Annotated in this window: 19 protein-coding genes; 15 read left to right on the forward strand and 4 right to left on the reverse strand. The window is 75.8% G+C overall.

Going from position 1 to position 18434, the window contains the following annotated elements; genetic code table 11:
* Positions 1 to 118 precede the first annotated feature (118 nt).
* From ACFQ8E_RS05925 to ACFQ8E_RS05940, 4 genes are read left to right on the forward strand one after another with little or no spacing between them, the layout of a single operon-like run.
* Entirely contained in the window at positions 119 to 2341 is a 2223-nt protein-coding gene (locus ACFQ8E_RS05925) for a VanW family protein (RefSeq protein WP_430549659.1), read from the forward strand.
* Positions 2341 to 3246, forward strand: coding sequence for a hypothetical protein (locus ACFQ8E_RS05930; protein WP_430549660.1), 906 nt, complete (start codon positions 2341 to 2343; stop codon positions 3244 to 3246). The genes ACFQ8E_RS05925 and ACFQ8E_RS05930 overlap by 1 nt, the downstream gene beginning before the upstream one ends.
* A 13-nt stretch (positions 3247 to 3259) precedes the next feature.
* On the forward strand, positions 3260 to 4222 hold the full coding sequence (locus ACFQ8E_RS05935; protein WP_430549661.1) for a prephenate dehydratase: 963 nt from the start codon (positions 3260 to 3262) through the stop codon (positions 4220 to 4222).
* On the forward strand, positions 4219 to 5238 hold the full coding sequence (locus ACFQ8E_RS05940) for a prephenate dehydrogenase (protein WP_430549662.1): 1020 nt from the start codon (positions 4219 to 4221) through the stop codon (positions 5236 to 5238). Before ACFQ8E_RS05935 ends, ACFQ8E_RS05940 begins: the two co-directional genes overlap by 4 nt.
* Before the next feature lie 19 nt (positions 5239 to 5257).
* Here ACFQ8E_RS05940 and ACFQ8E_RS05945 read toward each other — a convergent pair whose 3' ends face one another.
* Complete coding sequence (locus ACFQ8E_RS05945) at positions 5258 to 5563, reverse strand: hypothetical protein (protein ID WP_430549663.1); 306 nt, start codon at positions 5561 to 5563, stop codon at positions 5258 to 5260.
* A gap of 139 nt (positions 5564 to 5702) precedes the next feature.
* Between ACFQ8E_RS05945 and fdxA the strand changes: the two genes are divergently transcribed.
* The 3 genes from fdxA (at position 5703) to ACFQ8E_RS05960 (ending at position 8687) form a co-directional block, all read left to right on the forward strand.
* Complete coding sequence (fdxA, locus tag ACFQ8E_RS05950; protein WP_429762524.1) at positions 5703 to 6020, forward strand: ferredoxin; 318 nt, start codon at positions 5703 to 5705, stop codon at positions 6018 to 6020.
* A complete protein-coding gene (gene dapC / locus ACFQ8E_RS05955; RefSeq protein ID WP_430549664.1) occupies positions 6020 to 7171 on the forward strand; it encodes a succinyldiaminopimelate transaminase in 1152 nt (383 codons plus the stop codon). The genes fdxA and dapC overlap by 1 nt, the downstream gene beginning before the upstream one ends.
* A gap of 193 nt (positions 7172 to 7364) precedes the next feature.
* Complete coding sequence (locus tag ACFQ8E_RS05960; protein WP_430549665.1) at positions 7365 to 8687, forward strand: citrate synthase; 1323 nt, start codon at positions 7365 to 7367, stop codon at positions 8685 to 8687.
* 52 nt (positions 8688 to 8739) lie between these two features.
* Here the strand turns inward: ACFQ8E_RS05960 and ACFQ8E_RS05965 are convergent, their stop codons facing one another.
* Complete coding sequence (locus ACFQ8E_RS05965) at positions 8740 to 9657, reverse strand: hypothetical protein (protein WP_430549666.1); 918 nt, start codon at positions 9655 to 9657, stop codon at positions 8740 to 8742.
* Between the two features lies 1 nt (position 9658).
* Positions 9659 to 10627, reverse strand: coding sequence for a 2,3,4,5-tetrahydropyridine-2,6-dicarboxylate N-succinyltransferase (dapD, locus tag ACFQ8E_RS05970; RefSeq protein WP_430549667.1), 969 nt, complete (start codon positions 10625 to 10627; stop codon positions 9659 to 9661).
* A 31-nt stretch (positions 10628 to 10658) separates the two neighbouring features.
* Between dapD and dapE the strand changes: the two genes are divergently transcribed.
* The 4 genes from dapE to ACFQ8E_RS05990 all read left to right on the forward strand — a co-directional run bounded on the left by dapE (position 10659) and on the right by ACFQ8E_RS05990 (position 14073).
* Positions 10659 to 11897: a succinyl-diaminopimelate desuccinylase gene (gene dapE / locus ACFQ8E_RS05975; protein ID WP_430549938.1), complete on the forward strand. Its 1239-nt coding sequence runs from the start codon at positions 10659 to 10661 to the stop codon at positions 11895 to 11897.
* Positions 11894 to 12763 carry a TIGR00730 family Rossman fold protein gene (locus tag ACFQ8E_RS05980; RefSeq protein WP_430549668.1) on the forward strand — a complete coding sequence of 290 codons (870 nt, stop codon included), beginning with the start codon at positions 11894 to 11896 and terminating at the stop codon, positions 12761 to 12763. Before dapE ends, ACFQ8E_RS05980 begins: the two co-directional genes overlap by 4 nt.
* On the forward strand, positions 12760 to 13722 hold the full coding sequence (gene folP / locus ACFQ8E_RS05985) for a dihydropteroate synthase (RefSeq protein WP_430549669.1): 963 nt from the start codon (positions 12760 to 12762) through the stop codon (positions 13720 to 13722). Before ACFQ8E_RS05980 ends, folP begins: the two co-directional genes overlap by 4 nt.
* Before the next feature lie 183 nt (positions 13723 to 13905).
* Entirely contained in the window at positions 13906 to 14073 is a 168-nt protein-coding gene (locus tag ACFQ8E_RS05990) for a DUF3117 domain-containing protein (protein WP_111249454.1), read from the forward strand.
* Positions 14074 to 14146: 73 nt separating this feature from the next.
* Here the strand turns inward: ACFQ8E_RS05990 and ACFQ8E_RS05995 are convergent, their stop codons facing one another.
* The gene (locus tag ACFQ8E_RS05995; protein ID WP_430549670.1) at positions 14147 to 14719 is read right to left on the reverse strand and encodes an O-methyltransferase; all 573 of its coding nucleotides are present in this window, start codon (positions 14717 to 14719) and stop codon (positions 14147 to 14149) included.
* A 191-nt stretch (positions 14720 to 14910) separates the two neighbouring features.
* Here ACFQ8E_RS05995 and sigE point away from each other — a divergent pair, with 191 nt between their 5' ends.
* From sigE to ACFQ8E_RS06015, 4 genes are read left to right on the forward strand one after another with little or no spacing between them, the layout of a single operon-like run.
* On the forward strand, positions 14911 to 15552 hold the full coding sequence (gene sigE / locus ACFQ8E_RS06000; RefSeq protein WP_430549671.1) for an RNA polymerase sigma factor SigE: 642 nt from the start codon (positions 14911 to 14913) through the stop codon (positions 15550 to 15552).
* Complete coding sequence (locus tag ACFQ8E_RS06005; RefSeq protein ID WP_430549672.1) at positions 15549 to 16595, forward strand: zf-HC2 domain-containing protein; 1047 nt, start codon at positions 15549 to 15551, stop codon at positions 16593 to 16595. Before sigE ends, ACFQ8E_RS06005 begins: the two co-directional genes overlap by 4 nt.
* Positions 16592 to 18001 (forward strand): S1C family serine protease, encoded by a 1410-nt coding sequence (locus ACFQ8E_RS06010; RefSeq protein WP_430549673.1) that lies wholly within the window; start codon positions 16592 to 16594, stop codon positions 17999 to 18001. Before ACFQ8E_RS06005 ends, ACFQ8E_RS06010 begins: the two co-directional genes overlap by 4 nt.
* 9 nt (positions 18002 to 18010) lie before the next feature.
* A complete protein-coding gene (locus ACFQ8E_RS06015; RefSeq protein ID WP_430549674.1) occupies positions 18011 to 18391 on the forward strand; it encodes a Sec-independent protein translocase TatB in 381 nt (126 codons plus the stop codon).
* Positions 18392 to 18434: the final 43 nt, after the last annotated feature.

Here is an 18434-nt window from a genome sequence, read left to right on the forward strand (position 1 = left end):
CACCCGGACTTGCACCGGGCCGGGCTGCGGCGCCCGAGTAGGATCCCCCAGGCGGGTCCGCCCCGCGTCACCTGTCCCCCCGGGGCGTCGCCCCGCACCCCACCCTGACGGAGCATGCATGGGTCACCCGACCGAGCGCGAGCCGGACCCCGCCGGGTCCGCACCCGCCGAGCCTGCGCGCCCCGAGTCCGAGCCTCAGGTCGAGCCTCAGGTCGAGCCCGGGGCTGGTGCGCCCACGGCGCCGGGCGGGTCCGAGCCGCCGCAGGCCCCGGGGCAGCCCGTCGCCGCGCCGGCTGCCGGGCCGACCGCCGAGGCGCCTGCTCCCGAGCCGCCGGACGCGGACGAGCCGGACACCCCGTACCAGCCGCGGGTGCGGCTGTACGAGCAGCGGGTCATCGCCACGGTGCCCGCGCCGTCGTCGGGACCGCCCACCCAGGCGCTGCCGGCGGTGGCGGCGTCCGCCCCGCCCGCCCCCCAGGGAGCGCCGTCCGGTGATCCGGCTGCCGCGGCCCTCGGCGGTGTCCCCGCCGGGCCGGCGACGCCGCCGCCGGCGGACCCCGGCTCACCGCTCGACGGCCTGGCCGGAGACGGCGCGCCGAGCCGCGCGCCGAAGGTCGCGCTGTGGGCCGGCGTCGGGCTCGTGGTCCTCGCGGGCCTCTACGCGGGCGCGCAGTGGGCCGTCGCGGGGACGGTGCCGAAGGGCACCAGCGTGGCCGGGGTCGAGATCGGCGGGATGGACGCCGGGCCCGCGGTCGCCGCGCTCGACGACGGCCTCGGCGAGCGTGCCGAGGAGCCGATCGACGTCCGGGCGGGCGAGGCGTCGAGCACGATCGACCCGGCCGCCGCCGGCCTGGCGTTCGACGCGCAGGCGACCGTCGACGGTCTCACGGGCTTCTCCCTCAGCCCCGCGCACCTGTGGGAGCACCTCGTCGGCGGCGACGCCGTACCGCCCGTCGTCGACGTCTCCCGACCCACCCTCACCGAGGCGGTCTCCGGCCTGGAGGAGTCCCTGAAGGTCGAGCCCGTGGACGGCACGGTCGGCTTCAAGGGCGCCAAGGCCACCGCCACGGACGCGGTCGAGGGGTCGAGCGTGCTGGTCGACGACGCCGTGGACGCCGTCGCGGACGCCTGGCTCGTCACGTCGGGCCCGGTCGACCTCCCGACCGAGGTCGTCGAGCCCGCGGTGACGCAGGCGGAGACGGACGCCGCCCTGGAGCAGGCGCAGCAGGTGGTGAGCGGCCCCGTCACGGTCGACGTCGGGGAGCAGTCCGCGGAGCTGGCGCCGAAGGCGCTCGCCGGCGCGACGTCGTTCAAGAACACCGACGGCGAGCTGAAGGCCCGGTTCGACGGCAAGAAGCTGGTCTCCGACGTCGTGGACGACACGGACGACCTGCTCACCGAGCCGGACGACGCGCACTTCGTGTTCTCCGGCGGCAAGCCGGTCGTCGAGGGCGGGGAGCAGGGCACGACGCTCGACCCGGACGACACCGCGTCCGCGGTCGGCAAGGCCGCCCTCTCGGACGACCGGAAGACCCAGCTGAAGCTGGTCGAGCGGGAGCCGGAGCGCACCAAGGAGGCCCTCGAGGACATGGGGGTCGAGGAGGTCGTCTCGTCGTTCTCGACCCCGCTGACGAGCGAGCCGATCCGCACGCGCAACCTCGAGCGTGGTGCCCAGATCATCACCGGCACCCTCGTGGCGCCGGGCGAGACGTTCTCGCTGCTCGACACCCTGTCGCCCATCGACGAGTCGAACGGCTTCGTCGCGGCGGGCGTCGTGAGCAACGGCGTGCACACCGACGCCGTGGGCGGTGGGCTGTCCCAGATGGCCACGACCACGTACAACGCCGGGTTCCTCGCCGGCTACGACGACGCGGGCCACCAGCCGCACAGCTACTGGTTCAGCCGGTACCCGGCCGGGCGCGAGGCGACCATCTACGTGGGCGCCATCGACATGAAGTTCACCAACGACACCCCGTACGGCGCCGTCATGCAGTCGTGGGTCTCGGGCGGCGAGCTGCACGTGCAGATCTGGTCGACCAAGTACTACGAGGTGAAGAAGCAGGCGGGCGACAAGCGCAACGTGGTCCCGGCCACCGCGGTGCACAAGTCGGGCGCGGGCTGCGAGCCCTACCCGGGCGGCAACGACGGGTTCACGATCACGAACTACCGGCAGGTGTTCCACGACGGCAAGCAGGTCAAGGACGAGTCGAAGACCTGGACCTACAAGCCGGACAACCCCGTCGTGTGCGACCAGCCGAAGGCCGACCGCGACGACGACCGCCAGCCCAAGCACGACGGCAAGGACGACGCCGGCGACGACGGGAAGGCCAAGGAGGACTGATGCTCGGACGCTCGGAACGCGAGTCCCCGGCGCACGCCGCACAGGCGGCGCACGACGCGGGCTGGTCGGGGGTCGCCCCCGGGTCGGCGGTGGCCACGGCCGTGCCGGACGAGTCGATCGAGCTGCTGGACCTCGGCACGACGTCGGACACGCTGGCCACGGTGGCCACGATCGACGACCTGGCGGCGGTCGTGCACCTGGGGCACCCGGAGCAACCGTCGCCGGGGCTGGAGGAGGCGCTGCTCGCCGGTGAGCCGTCGCTCATCGTCACGGCGGCCGTCGCCGTGGCGCCGCAGTGGGTGTGGGTGGCCCCGGCAGGCGCGACGGGAGGCCAGGTGGTCATCGACGAGGCGGGGATGCGCGACTGCCAGGACCTGCTGCGCGGCATGGGCGTGAGCCCGCGGCTGGTGCCGACCCGCACGTCGGTGGACGAGCGGGTCGCGCTGGCGGGGCCCGCCGGGTCGCTCGTCGTGGAGCGGCCCCGGGTGCCCGCGGGCTGGGTCGAGGTGCCCGGCAGCGAGCGGCTCGCCGGCCGGATGCCGGTCTGGTACGGGCTCCTGGAGGCGCGGGCGCAGTGGCCGCGGTTCGACGTCCCCGCCCAGGTGTGGCTCGCCGTCGGGCCGTCGGACGACCACCGGGGGTCCCTGCAGGACACGCTGGCCGTCCTGTCGGCGGCGGGCGTCGACCTCCAGCACCTGCGCAGCCACCCGTCGGCCCACGGGCCGCACGTCTTCTTCACGTCGTTCCGCTGCGCGAGCGTCGACGTGCTCGACGGGCTCGTCGCCGAGCTCGACGCTCGTGGCGTCGCCCACCGCACGCTGGCCGTGCTGCCGGGCGAGGGCTTCGTGCCCGGCCCCGTGCCGCTGGCGCCGCGGTGGGCCGCGGGCGCCCGGGCCGCGGAGTGAGGAGCGGCGGACGATGATCGCGTACCTCGGGCCGGAGGGCACGTTCACCCACGAGGCGGTCCGGCGCTGGGTCGGTGCACGGGCGGGTGGCGGCGACGCCGCGCAGCAGCCGCTGGCCACCGTCCGGGAGGTGCACGACGCCGTCGCGTCGGGCGCCGCGGACCGGGGGGTGGTGGCGATCGAGAGCTCCGTCGAGGGGTACGTCGTGCCGTCCCTGGACGCGCTGGTGGGCAGCCCCGACGTGGTCGCGGTGGACGAGGTCGTGCTGGACGTCTCCTTCGACGCGTTCGTGCGACCCGGGCATGCCGACCCGTCGGGCCTGCGCGAGGCGACGGCGCACCCGCACGGCCTGGCGCAGTGCACGCGGTTCGTCGCGGAGCGGGGCCTGCTGCCCGTGCCGGCGTCGTCGAACGCGGCGGCGTGCCGGGACCTCGCCGACCACCAGGTCGCGTTCGGCCCCCGGCTGTGCGGCGAGCTCTACGGGCTGGAGACCCTCGCGACGGGGGTGGAGGACTTCGCCGGCGCGCGCACGCGGTTCGTCGTGCTGTGCCGCCGGGACGACGCGACGGCCGCCTGGGCGCCGGCCCGCGGGGCGGGGCACGGCTCCGCCCCCGAGGCCTGGCGCACCATGGTCGCCGTGACCCCGGTGGTCACCGGACCGGGCGTGCTGGCGCGCGTCACGGCGGAGTTCGCGGAGCGCGGCGTGAACATGTCGAGCCTGGTGGAGCGGCCGCTGAAGGTCCGCGAGCGCCAGTACGTGTTCGTCGTGACGCTCGACGGCGCCCCCTGGGAACCGCAGGTCCGCGACCTCTTCGCCGCCCTGCTCGGCGCGGGCGACTCGCTCAAGGTGCTCGGCGCGTTCCCCGTGGCGCCCGGCGGACCGGGGCTCGACGGCGTGCTGCCCGACCACGTGCCGACGGGCAGCGTGCTGCGCGCGGACGACGACGCCACGGTCGCGAGGGGCCTGCTGTGGTGACCGGCGAGGGAGCCGGCCGGATCGGGGTCGTCGGCCTCGGTCTGGTCGGCGGGTCGCTCGCGCGGCTGCTCGCCGCGCGCGGCGCGGACGTCGTCGCGACCGACGTCGACGCCGGCACGCGCGCCGACGCGCGCGCCGTCGGGCTGCGCGTCGCCGACGACCTGGCGGGCCTGTGCGCCGCGGACCCGGAGGTCGTCGTGCTCGCCGTCCCGCTGCGGGCCGTGCGCGCCACGGCCGCGGAGCTCGCGCCGCTGCTCGCCGGCGGCGACGCGACGGTGACCGACGTCGGCTCGGTCAAGGGTCCGGTGCGTGCGGCGGTCGTGGCCGCGGGGCTGGGCGACCGGTACGTCGGGGCCCACCCGATGGCCGGCACCGAGCACAGCGGCTTCGGCGCGTCCGACGCCGCCCTGCTCGACGCGGCCCCCTGGGCCGTGACCGTGGCCGAGCCGGGGGCCGCCGCGCCCGACGAGCCCCGGCGCCTCGCGCAGGTGCTGCGCCTGGTGACGGGCCCGCTGGCCGGCACCGCCGCGGTGGTGACCGACGACCGGCACGACGAGGCGGCCGCGCTGGTGAGCCATGTGCCGCACGTGCTGGCCACCCAGCTCCTCAACGCCGTGGCGGGCGCGCCCGTGCGCGACCTCGCGCTGGGCCTCGCCGCCGGCAGCTTCCGCGACGGCACCCGGGTGGCGCTCACCGACCCGACCCGCACGGAGGCGATGGTCACGGAGAACGCCGCGTGGGTGGCGCCCGCGCTGCGCAAGGTGGTGCGCGACCTCGAGGTCGTGATCGGCGCGCTGGAGACCAACGGCGCCCTGCACGAGGTCTTCCACGCCGCCGACGACGTCCGTGAGCTCCGCGCGGGGGGCCGTCCCCGCCCGGCCGGGCCGGAGGAGGGGCTGCCGGTCGGCGACGGGTGGACGGCCGGCGTGGTCGACGCCCTGGTGGCGCGCTGCACGGCGGGTGCCGTCGTCGTGGGGGTCGACGACGGCACGGTCCGGGTGCGCGCGCCGCGCTGAGCGGCGCCGGGCCGTGGTCTCAGGCTTCGGCGGGCCGCCCGCGCCCCGGCCGTCGCGGCGGGACCGGCTTCACGGCCTCGACGTCGGCGGCGGCGACGGCGACCTCCGGCAGGCCGGGGGAGCGGTCGGGCCGCACGCGCAGGCCGGCGGGCCCGGCCGCCGTGAGAATCCCCACGACGTCCGCCCACCGGGCCCCGCTCTCGGCGGCCTCCGCGGGCGTCAGCCGGCGCCGCACGACGACGCGGGTCCCCGCGGGCAGCTCGCGCCACGCGGGCAGCGGCTCGGGGGACGGGACAGCAGGTGGGACGGCTGACGGCGAAGGCACCACGTCAGCGATACTAGAGTTGGCTGCGCGGGCGCTGCGCCCGCGCCCGGTCAGCACCGGAGAAGCACCAACGACGAATCATCGAGACCCGCAGCCCGCCCGCCGGACCGCGCCCTCGTCACCTGGAAGGTAGCCCGCAGTGACCTACGTGATCGCTCAGCCGTGCGTCGACGTCAAGGACAAGGCGTGCATCGAGGAGTGTCCCGTGGACTGCATCTACGAGGGCTCGCGCTCCCTGTACATCCACCCGGACGAGTGCGTGGACTGCGGCGCCTGCGAGCCGGTGTGCCCGGTGGAGGCCATCTACTACGAGGACGACGTCCCCGAGCAGTGGAAGGACTACTACCGGGCCAACGTCGAGTTCTTCGACGACCTCGGCTCGCCGGGCGGCGCCGCGAAGATGGGGCTCATCGAGAAGGACGACCCCATGATCGCCGGCCTGCCGCCCCAGGCCTGATGGGGTTCGCCGACCTCGGCGGACTGCCCTACCCCTGGGACACGCTCGACGACGTGCGGGCGACCGCCCGTGCCCACCCCGGCGGCGTCGTGGACCTGTCGATCGGCACGCCCGTCGACCCGACGCCGCAGGTCGTCCGTGACGCGCTCGCCGCGGCGTCGGACGCCCACGGCTACCCGCTGACGCACGGCACGCCCGCGCTCCGGGAGGCCGTGACGGGCTGGTTCGCCCGCCGCCGCGGCGTGCCGGGGCTCGATCCGGCGGCCGTGCTGCCCACGGTCGGCTCCAAGGAGCTCGTCGGCCTGCTGCCCTCGCTGCTGCACCTGGGCCCGGGCGACGTCGTCGTGCACCCGGCGGTCGCGTACCCGACCTACGACGTCGGGGCGCGGCTGGCGGGAGCGACGCCGCTGGCCACGGACGACGTCGACGCCTGGGCGGGGCGCAGCGACGTGCGCCTGGTGTGGGTGAACTCGCCCGGCAACCCGACCGGCGAGGTCGCCGACGTCGCGCACCTGCGCCGCGTCGTCGAGGCGGCGCGGGAGATCGGCGCCGTCGTCGTGGGCGACGAGTGCTACGCCGAGCTGCCGTGGGCCGACGCCTGGGTCGGCGACGACGGGGTCTCGCGGGTGCCGAGCCTGCTCGACCCCCGCGTGACCGGGGGCAGCCCCGAGGGGCTGCTCGTCGCCTACTCGCTGTCGAAGCAGTCCAACGTGGCCGGGTACCGCGCCGCGTTCGTGGCCGGCGACCCCGCCCTGGTGTCCGGCCTCCTGGCCACCCGCAAGCACCTCGGCATGATCGTGCCCGCACCGGTCCAGGCGGCGATGACCGCCGCGCTCGGCGACGACGCGCACGTCGCGGCCCAGCGCGAGGTCTACCGCCGACGCCGCGACGTGCTGCTCGGCGCGCTCGGGGCGGCGGGCTTCGTCGTGGACGGCTCGGAGGCGGGTCTCTACCTGTGGGCCCGCCCGGCCGAGGGGACGCCGCTCGCAGGTGCCACGTCGCGCGACCTCGCGGCGTGGTTCGCCGACCGGGGCATCCTGGTCGGGCCGGGGGAGTTCTACGGCGACGCGGGGCGGCGGCACGTCCGCGTCGCGCTCACGGCGCCGGACGGCTCCGTGGCCGAGGCTGTGGCGCGCATCACAGATCTGTGACCCGGTGGATGGCTGCGGCTGGGTGAGGGATTGGAACACCTTGGTGTTGGGGGGTAGGTTCGACCGCAGGCCGAGGTAGCCCTGGAGGATGCCACGGCCGGCGTGCCCCGGGCCGCCCCCGTCCCTGAGTCACGAGTCACGCGCCCACCGGTCCCGTCGTCGGGAGTCGGCAGGCCCGTCACGGAAGGAAGACATGACGTCCACCACGCCTGCCGCAGGCACCACGGGCGACTCCGCCTCGGTCGAGCTCGTCGTCGACGGTACCGCTCGACAGCTGCCCGTCGTCCCTGCCACGGAGGGCAACGACGGCATCGTCGTGTCGTCCCTGCTGAAGGACACCGGGCTCGTCACGGTCGACCCCGGGTTCACGAACACCGCGTCGTGCCAGTCGGAGATCACGTACATCGACGGCGACCAGGGCATCCTGCGCTACCGCGGGTACCCCATCGAGCAGCTCGCCGACTCGTCCACCTTCCTCGAGGTGGCCTACCTGCTGATCCACGGCGCGCTGCCCTCGCCGGCCGAGCTGTCGGCGTTCGAGGAGCGGGTCAACCGGCACACCCTGGTGCCCGAGGGCTTCCGCGCCTTCCTGTCGTCGTTCCCGCGCGGCGGCCACCCGATGTCGATCCTGGCGTCGGCGGTCAACGCGCTCGCGACGTACTACCCCGAGTCGCTGGACCCGCACGACCCGGAGGCGGTCGAGCTCGCCACCGTGCTGATCCTCGCCAAGATCCGCACCATCACCTCGTACCTGCACCGCGCCACGCGCGACGAGCCGCTGATGTACCCGGACTACGCCCGCGGCTACGTCGACGACTTCCTGCGCATGACGTTCTCGCGCCCCTACGAGCAGTGGGAGTCCGACCCGGTGCTCGTGTCCGCCATGGACAAGCTCCTCATCCTGCACGCGGACCACGAGCAGAACTGCTCCACGTCCACCGTGCGCATCGTCGGCTCGTCGAACGCGACGCTGTACGCGTCGGTCGCCGCCGGGATCAACGCGCTGTCCGGCCCGTCGCACGGCGGCGCCAACGAGGCCGTCCTCACGATGCTCGAGAGCATCCGCAGCGGCGACGACTCCGTCGAGACCTTTATGAAGAAGGTCAAGAACAAGGAGGCCGGCGTCCGGCTCATGGGCTTCGGCCACCGCGTCTACAAGAGCTACGACCCGCGCGCCGCGATCGTGAAGAAGCACGCGGACGCCGTGCTCGGCCAGCTCGGCGCCAAGGACGAGCTCCTCGACATCGCCCGGGGGCTCGAGGAGATCGCGCTGTCCGACGACTACTTCGTCCAGCGCAAGCTCTACCCGAACGTCGACTTCTACACCGGGCTGATCTACAAGGCCATGGGCTTCTCCCCGGCCATGTTCACGCCGCTGTTCGCGCTGGGCCGCATGCCCGGCTGGATCGCCCAGTGGCGCGAGATGATGAACGACCCGCAGACCAAGATCGGCCGTCCGCGGCAGGTCTACACCGGTCCCACCGAGCGCGACTACGTGCCGCTCGAGCAGCGCTGAGGCTCCGCGCCCCAGCACCGCACCGCCGGCCGTCGGCCCGCGACCAGGACGATCACGACAGGACGATCGTCACCTGGCCGTCGGGCCGGCGGCCGGCGTCGTCGTCCACGACGGACCACTCGCCGTCCTCGCGGGCCCATGCCCGTGCGCCGGCCCGCACCTCCTGCGCCCCGGAGACGGCGGCCGTCGCGACCGCCCAGTGGGCGACGGCCCAGGTGGCGAGCTCGCCGTCGAGCGGAACGGCGGCGGCGTCCACGACGACGGCGTTCACGTCTTCGTCGGACGTGTCGGCCCGCAGCGCGTCGGCGGGCAGCCCGAGGTCGCGCGCCGCCCGCTCGGCGAGCACCTCCCTGGCGGCGGCGCCGGACGGGGCGTCGTCCTCCTCGGTGGGCGGCAGGTCGCACGTGATCGCCCCGGGGGAGTGGCCGGTGAGTGCGGACGCCCAGGCCCGTGACCGGGTCTCGTGCTGCGCGTACGCCTCGGGGAACGCGGAGCGCTGCACCGCCTGGGCGGCGACGGTGACCTCCAGGTCCTCGTAGCCGTCGACCTCGACCAGGCCGTCGTAGAACCTCCCCGTCGAGTAGACCGGGTCCATGATCTCGTCGACGGTGCCCCACCCCTGCGAGGGGCGCTGCTGGAAGAGGCCCACCGAGTCGCGGTCGCCGTAGTCGATGTTGACCAGCCGGGACTCCTGGAGCGCCGTCGCGAGCCCGATCGTGGCCGCCCGGCCGGGCAGCCCGCGCTGCACGGACGTGCCCACGATCAGGGCGGCGTTGTCGGCCTGGACCGGCGTGAGGTACCACGACGTGCCGTCCAGCTCGGCCGCGCACCGCTGCACCGAGGGCGCGTCGACCCGGTTGAGGATCCACACGACGCCGGCGGTCGCGCCGGCGCCGACGACGAGGACCGCGGCGAGGGCCGCCCCGGTCGCCCGTCGCCGGCCCCTCCGCCGGCCCGGCCTCCCGGACACCTCAGTTGGCGTGCAGCGCGGCGTTGAGCTCGATGCCCACGCCGCCCCGCTCCAGGACCTCGACCGCGCCGGTGCGCGAGTTGCGGCGGAACAGGAGGTTGTCGCGGCCGGCGAGGTCGCGGGCCTTGACCACCAGGGGGTCGCCGTCGGCGCCCATCTCGCCGAGCACGGTGACCTTGGTGCCCGCGGTGAGGTAGAGGCCGGCCTCGACGACGCAGTCGTCGCCGAGCGGGATGCCGAGGCCCGCGTTCGCGCCGAGCAGCGAACGCTCGCCCACGCGGATGACCTCCTTGCCGCCGCCGGAGAGGGTGCCCATGATCGACGCGCCGCCGCCGACGTCGGACCCGTCGCCCACGACGACCCCGGCAGAGATGCGGCCCTCGACCATGGAGGCGCCGAGCGTGCCGGCGTTGAAGTTCACGAAGCCCTCGTGCATCACCGTGGTGCCCGCCGCGAGGTGTGCGCCGAGGCGCACGCGGTCGGCGTCGGCGACCCGCACGCCCGCGGGCACGACGTAGTCGACCATGCGGGGGAACTTGTCGATCCCGTACACCGTGACGGCGCGGCCGGTGTCGGCGCGCAGGCGCAGGCGGGTGGCCTCGAAGCCCTCGACGGCGCACGGGCCGTGCGACGTCCACACCACGTTGGTCAGGACGCCGAAGAGGCCGTCCAGGTTGAGGCCGTGGGGCTGGACCAGCCGGTGGGAGAGCAGGTGCAGGCGCAGGTACGCGTCCCGGGTGTCCTGCGGTGCGGCGTCGAGGTCGATCACGGTGCGCACGACGACGACGTCCACGCGCCGCGCGTCGTCCCGCTCGGTGAGGGCGTCGAGCTCGGCCGGGATGTCGACGTCGGTCTCCGGCGGCGCACCCAGCACGGGCGCGGGGTACCAGACGTCGAGGGTCGTGCCGTCGTCGGCGACCGTGGCGAGACCGAGGCCCCAGGCGGGGCGGGAGGTGGCAGGCGTCGTCATGCGGACCAGCGTAGTCGGGGTGTCTGCCACGATGGTGCGCGTGACCACGGACCGCACAGCCCCTTCTCCCGACCCCCACCTGGACCTTCACGTCGCCTCCCGGCTCGACGCGCTGCTGGACACCCTGCTGGACCCGGCGACGGTGGCCTCGTCGGACCTCGTGGACCTGCTGGCCGCGATCTGCGACGTCCCGTCGGTATCGGGGGACGAGGCAGCGCTCGCGGACGCCGTCGAGCGGGTGCTGCGCGCCCAGCCGCACCTCGACGTGCTGCGCGACGGCGACGCCCTGGTCGCCCGGACCCGCCTGGGCCGTCCGCGGCGCGTGGTGCTCGCCGGACACCTGGACACGGTGCCGCTGACCGACCCGCCGAACCTCCCGACGCGCCTCGAGACGGCGGCGGACGGCACCGTGGAGCTGTGGGGCCGCGGCACCGTGGACATGAAGGGCGGCGTGGCGATCATGCTCGCGCTCGCCGTCGAACTGGGTCGGCCGGGCCGCGAGCCCGCCCACGACCTCACGTACGTCTTCTACGACCACGAGGAGGTCGAGGCGTCGCTCAGCGGGCTGGGCCGGCTGGTGCGCCACCACCCGGAGGCGCTCGCGGGGGATGTCGCGATCCTGGGCGAGTCGAGCAACAACGGCATCGAGGGCGGCTGCAACGGGACGCTCCGCGTCGAGGTCCGCACCCACGGGGTCGCCGCGCACTCGGCGCGCGCCTGGGCGGGCGTGAACGCGATCCACGCGGCGGCGCCGGTGCTCGACCGCCTGGCGGCCTACGAGGCGCGCGAGGTCGAGGTGGACGGCCTGGTGTACCGCGAGAGCCTGGGCGCCGTCGGCATCCGGGGCGGCATCGCGGGCAACGTGGTGCCGGACGCCTGCACCGTCACGGTGAACTACCGCTTCGCGCCGTCGCAGGGCGTGGCCGAGGCGGAGGCGCACGTGCGCGAGCTCTTCGAGGGCTTCGAGGTGGTCGTCACGGACGCCGCGCCCGGAGCCCGCCCCGGCCTGGACGACCCGCTGGTGGCGGACTTCGCCGCGGCGGTGCGGGCCGCGACCGGCACCGCGCCGACGCCGAAGTACGGCTGGACCGACGTCGCGCGGTTCGCCGAGCTCGGCGTCCCCGCCGTGAACTTCGGCCCGGGGGACCCGGTCCTGGCGCACAAGGACGACGAGCGCCTTCCCGTGGCCCGGCTCGCGGTGGGTCGTGACGCCCTGCGCGGCTGGCTGCTCGGCGCGCCCGCGGGTGGCGTGGATAGTCTCGAGGCATGACGCGAGCGACGACCTCCCCCACCGGCCACGGACCCGAGCGCGGCGACGACGGGGTGCCCGAGAAGGGCCGGGGCTACCGCAAGGGGCCGGTGCTCCTGCGGGGCAAGGAGATCCCGGCCCAGACCACCGACCAGCGGCTCCTCTCCGGCGGCGGCGACTCCGACTGGGTGCACTCCGACCCCTGGCGCGTGATGCGGATCCAGTCGGAGTTCGTCGAGGGCTTCGGCGCCCTCGCCGAGGTGGGGCCCGCCGTGTCGGTGTTCGGGTCCGCCCGGACGTCCCCCGACCACCCCGACCACGCCCTCGCCGTCGAGGTCGGGCGGCTGCTCGCCGAGGCCGGCTACGCGGTGATGACCGGCGGCGGCCCGGGGATCATGGCGGCGGCCAACGAGGGCGCGCACCACGCGGGCGGCACGTCCATCGGGCTCGGGATCGAGCTGCCCTTCGAGCAGGGCATGAACGAGCACGTGAACCTCGGCGTGAACTTCCGCTACTTCTTCGCCCGCAAGACGATGTTCGTCAAGTACGCCCAGGGCTTCATCGTGCTGCCGGGCGGCTTCGGCACCTTCGACGAGCTGTTCGAGGCCCTCACCCTCGTGCAGACCCACAAGGTGACCGAGTTCCCGATCGTCCTGGTCGGCTCCGACTACTGGGGCGGGCTGCTGGAGTGGTTGCGCACCGCCGTCGCGGACCGCGGCATGATCGGCCGCGCGGACCTCGACCTGCTGCACCTCACCGACTCGCCGTCCGAGGCGGTGCAGTACGTCATCGAGCGGGGGCGTGCCCTGGCGGCCTCGGAGCGCGAGGCGCTGGACGACCTCGTCGAGGACCAGGAGGCGGCGGGCGACGCGGCCGACGCCTCGTGACGGCCGCCAGCCCGTGCCCGTCCGGCGTACCGGCGGCGGGGACGTCGCTGGTGCTGCGGGGGCGCGAGGTCGGCCGCGGCGGCGACGGGGTGTTGCGGCCCGTGGTGATGGCGATCGTCAACCGCACCACGGACTCCTTCTACGCCCCGGCCCGCCGGCCCGACGACGGCGCCGCGCTCGACGCGGCGCACCAGGCGTGGGCGGACGGCGCGCAGATCCTCGACGTCGGCGGGGTGCGTGCCGGCGTCGGGCCGGAGGTCGACGAGGCGGAGGAGATCGGCCGCGTGGCGCCGTTCGTCGCGCGGCTGCGCGAGGAGCTGCCCGACCTGCTCGTGTCGGTCGACACCTGGCGCTCCGGCGTCGCCCGCGAGGTCGTGGCGGCCGGGGCGGACCTCGTCAACGACACCTGGGCGGGTCACGACCCCGCGCTCGTCGAGGTGGCCGGCGAGGCGGGGGTCGGGGTCGTGTGCTCGCACACGGGCGGGGCGGTGCCGCGCACCGACCCGTACCGGGTCGAGTACCCGCCCGGCACCGGTGCCGGGCGGGGCGCGGACCCGCGCGACGGCGTCCTGGACGACGTCGTCGCGACGCTGCGCGCGGCCGCCGCGCGGGCCGTCGCCTGCGGCGTCCCGCCGCGGTCGGTGCTCGTGGACCCCACGCACGACTTCGGCAAGAACACCTGGCAGTCGCTGCACCTCCTGCGCCGCACCGCCGCGCTCGCGGGGCTCGGGTACCCGCTCCTCATGGCGCTGAGCCGCAAGGACTTCGTCGGGGAGACGCTGGGGCTGGCCCCGGACGAGCGGCTCGAGGGCACCCTCGCCGCCACCGCGCTCGCCGCCTGGCAGGGCGCGACCGTCTTCCGTGCCCATGACGTCGTCGCCACCCGGCGGGTGCTCGACCTGGTCGCGGTCGTCCGCGACGAGGCCCCGCCGCACGCGGCGGCGCGCGGCCTCGCCTGACGCCCCCTGACCTGGCCGGGTCTCGCCGGGTCTCGCCTGTCGACCTCTGACGTCCGGGGTGTGGAAGTCAGGGGTGGGTTCTGACCTAGAATGGTGGGGCGCGCCTCGTCTCGCCCCCGCCGACCGGCGGGCCGCGGGCAGGGGGCAGGCCGAGGAACCGGACAACGGAATGGAGAGCCACAGATGGCTGCGATGAAGCCGCGGACGGGCGACGGGCCGCTGGAGGTCACCAAGGAAGGACGCGGCATCGTCATGCGGGTCCCGCTCGAGGGTGGCGGCCGTCTGGTCGTGGAGCTGAACGCCACCGAGGCGACCGAGCTGGGTGAGGCACTCCAGGCTGTCGTCGCCTGACGGCGGAGGACGACGGACACGCGACGAGCGCGGGGCGGACGCCCCGCGCTCGTCGCGTCTCAGGACGACCGGCTCATCGCCGGACCGCGAGGAGCAGGCCGTCGCCGGACGGTGCCAGGGCGGACAGCACCCGGTCGTCGGAGCGCAGCGTGCGCCCGACGTCGCGCACCACCGTGGTCACCTCGTCGCGTCGCGCGGGGTCGGGCACGCGGCCGCCGTGCAGGGCGCCGTCGACGGCGAGGACCCCGCCGGGGCGCAGCAGCCGCAGGCCGGCCTCGACGTACTCGGGGTAGGAGTGCGGCTCCGCCCCGACGAGCACGAGGTCGTACGCGCCGTCCGTGAGCCGGGGCAGGACGTCGGCCGGCCGGCCGGGGATGGTCCGGGTGCGGGCCGGCGCGATCCCCGCCTCGGCGAAGGCCCGCTTCGCGGCCCGCTGGTGCTCGAGCTCGGCGTCGATGGTCGTGAGCACGCCGTCGGCGGGCATGCCGCGCAGGAGCCAGAGGGCGGCCACCCCGGTGCCCGTCCCGATCTCGACGGCGGCGCGCGCGCCGAGCGCCGCGGCCACGACCTGCAGCAGCGCCCCCGTGCCGGGGGAGACGGCGCCGCAGCCGAGCTCCGCCGCGCGCTCGCGGGCGCGCAGCAGCACCTCGTCCTCGGGGACGAAGGACTCGCTGTAGGCCCAGGCTGCGGTGCGACCGCTGCGGGCGTCGACGTCGGTGGTGATGGCGGTCCTCCACGGCGGGGTCGCCGGCGGGCGGCCGGCGCGGGTGATGCTGCCGTGATCGTACGCGGGAACGTCGCGGCGTGCCCGGACGTTGCCGTGGGACGATGGTGATGATGACGACCGACCCCGCTCCCGTGCAGGACGTGCCCGAGGCCCCCGCCGAGGCGGCCTTCCGCGCGCCCGAGGATGCCGCGCCCGAGACGGCATGGACGCCCCCGACGTGGGACGAGATCGTGCGCGAGCACTCGGCGCGCGTGTACCGGCTCGCCTACCGGCTCAGCGGCAACCGGCAGGACGCCGAGGACCTCACCCAGGAGACGTTCCTGCGGGTGTTCCGGTCGCTCTCCAGCTACACCCCGGGCACGTTCGAGGGGTGGCTGCACCGCATCACGACCAACCTGTTCCTCGACCAGGTGCGGCGCAAGAAGCGCATCCGCATGGAGGCGATGGGCGACGACGCCGCCCGCGTGGCGGCGCCCGAGGACCACGGGCGCCCCGAGCGCGGCTTCGAGCACGCCAACCTGGACCACGACGTGCAGGCCGCGCTCGACGCGCTGCGCCCCGAGTACCGCGCGGCGGTCGTCCTGTGCGACATCGAGGGGCTCAGCTACGAGGAGATCGCCGTCACGCTGGGCATCAAGCTCGGCACGGTCCGCTCCCGCATCCACCGTGCCCGTGCGCAGCTCCGGGACGCGCTGGAGCACCGGCGCGCGGAGGTGACCGCGCGGGACGCGAGCGGCGGGGCGGCGTCGTGACGGGGTACGCCGGGTCCGGGCACCTCGGGGCCTGGGTGAGCGACCTGGCCGACGGCCAGCTCGACGCCGCGGCGACGGAGCGGGCGCTCGCGCACGTGGCGGGCTGCCCTCGGTGCGCCACCGAGCTCGACGCGGCGCGGGCCGCGCACCGCGCGCTCGCGGCGGCCTGCGACGTCGCGCCCGACCCGGAGCTCACGAACCGCCTGCTCGCGCTGTCGGCCTCCATCCCGTCGACGAGCGGCGACCCGCTGCGCGACCGCGGCCGGTCCGCGGACTGGGAGCGGCCCCGGGCGTGGGAGCCGTCCCTGTCGGGCGACCTGGGCTCCCGCCGGCGGACCCGGAACCGGCGGCTGGTCGCCGCGGGGGCGGGTGGCGTCGGTGTGCTCGGCGTCGCGCTGTTCGTGCTGGGGCAGGCGCCCGTGGTGAGCCCGGACCCGTCGCGGGTGGCGGCGCTCACGCTGCTGGCGGACGCCGAGCCGGGCGGGCACGACGCCGCCGCCGGCCGCGCGGCCACCGCCGACGCCCTCGCCTGGCTGTCCGACCACGGCTGGTCCGCGCCCGCCGCGCTGCCCGACGGGTACGCCGTGACCGCGGTGCGCACGGACGGCTGCGCCGGCACGGGCGGCACCGGCGGCACCGGCGGCACGGGCGCGGCCGTCGAGCTGGACCTGTCCGGGCCGGACGGGACCGCGGTCGCCTGCCTGCGACAGGGCCGGCTCGCGGACCTGGGCACGGCCGTCGCCGGGTCCGTCGACGGCTCCGCGGGCGGGCTCGCCGTCCGCGGCCACGACGTGCGGGTGCTCTCCGCCGACCCGTGGCACGTGGCCTGGCAGTCGGGGGACACCGTCGTCGACGTGGCGACCGACGTCGACGCGGAGGCGCTCGCCGAGCTGGTGGCGGCGTTCCCCGGCTCCTCCGAGGGCGACGACGCGGGCGTGCTGCGCGAGATCTCCCGCGGCTGGACCGTCATGACCGGTGCGATGACCGGAGCGATGTCCGACGTGATGACCGGAGCGATGACAGGAGCCCTCTGGCGCCGATGACCGAACCGTCACGCCCTGCCGACGACCTGTTCGCGCCGCCCGAGCCGCCGGCGCGGGCGGCGGAGCCCGACCCGTACCTGCCGCCGCCGGCAGCCGCGCTGTTCCCCGCCACGGTGTCCGCGCCACCGGAGCACCGGGCGGCACCGGGGGCGCCCGCGGACGCGCCGGCCGACGGGGGCACGACTCCGCCGACCACGGCACCGCTCACCGCGGCACCGCCCACCGCGGCGCCGCCCACCGCGACACCCCGCACGACGAACCCGGCGCGCCGACGCCGTCCGGGGGCGGCGTCGGTCGTGGCGCTGGCCCTCGTCGCGGGCGTCGTCGGCGGCTTCGCCGGGGACCGCGTGTCGGACGCCGTGGACGGCGGGAGGCCCGCGGACGCGGCGCTGCCGACGTCGGGCGGGCAGGACGCCGACCGGGGCACGGCCGCCGGGGCGTCCGCCGGGGCGGAACGTCCGGACGGCTCGGTCGCGGCGCTCGCCGCGGACGTGCTGCCGAGCGTGGTCTCGATCCAGGTGCAGGGCGCGAACGGTGCGTCCAGCGGCTCGGGCTTCGTGTTGCGTGAGGACGGCTACATCCTCACGAACAACCACGTGGTCGCCCCCGCGGCAGCGTCGGGTGGCTCGGCGGTCGTGGTCTTCGCCGACGGCCGCAAGCGCGACGCCGAGGTGGTGGGCCGTACCGCGGACTACGACCTGGCCGTGGTGAAGGTTGACGCCGACGGCCTGGAGCCGTTGGTCCTCGGAGACTCCGACGCCGTGGTGGTCGGTGACCCGGTGCTCGCCGTCGGGGCCCCGCTCGGCCTGGACTCCACGGTGACGACCGGCATAGTCAGCGCCCTGCACCGGCCGGTGCAGGCGGGGGACGAGACCGGGGGAGGCGCCGCGACGGCGTTCATCGACGCGATCCAGACCGACGCCGCGATCAACCCGGGGAACTCCGGCGGCCCGCTGATCGATGCCGACGGCGAGGTGGTCGGGATCAACTCGGCCATCGCGCAGCCGCCGGGCGCGATCTCCGCCACCGGCAGCATCGGCCTGGGCTTCGCGATCCCCGCGTCGCAGGCGCGCCACACCGCCGAGCAGCTCATCGAGTCGGGGCACGCGACCTACCCCGTGATCGGGGCGCTGCTCGACACGACCTACACGGGCGAGGGGGTCCAGGTCTCCGCCGCGCCCCAGCAGGGCCAGCCGGCGGTCACCCCCGACGGCCCGGCGGACCGGGCCGGCATCCGCCCCGGCGACGTCATCCTGGAGATCGACGGCCGCCCCGTGACCGTGAGCGACGCCCTCATCGTGGCGATCCGCGCCCGCCAGCCCGGGGACGCGGTGACGCTCCGCGTGCGGACCGACGGCGAGGAGCGGGACGTGCGGGTGGTGCTCCAGGGGCGCGAGAGCGAATAGGCTGTCCGCGTGTTCGACATCAACGGCGGTGAGCTCCTCATCATCGTGGTGCTCGCCGTCCTGCTCATCGGGCCCGAGCGCCTTCCCGGGTATGCCGCCCAGCTGGCCTCGCTCGTGAAGCGCGGCAAGCGCCTGCTGCAGGACACCAAGGCGCGCGTGGACACCGAGCTGGGGCCGGAGTTCAAGGACGTCGACTGGTCCAAGCTCGACCCGCGCCAGTACGACCCGCGCCGCATCGTGCGCGACGCGCTGATGGACGACGACGACGGTCCGGCCCCCGCGCCCCGCGCCGCCGCCGCGGCGGGCGGCACCGCGACGGCTGCCGCCACCAGCGCTTCCGACGAGCGCCGCGCCGCGGTGCCCGCCCCGTTCGACGACGAGGCCACCTAGGCCCGTCCGGGAGCCCTCGCGCCAGCCCGTGGGGCCGGGGCGG

The sequence above is a fragment of the Isoptericola sp. NPDC056573 genome (assembly GCF_042793335.1).
Lineage (GTDB): Bacteria > Actinomycetota > Actinomycetes > Actinomycetales > Cellulomonadaceae > Isoptericola.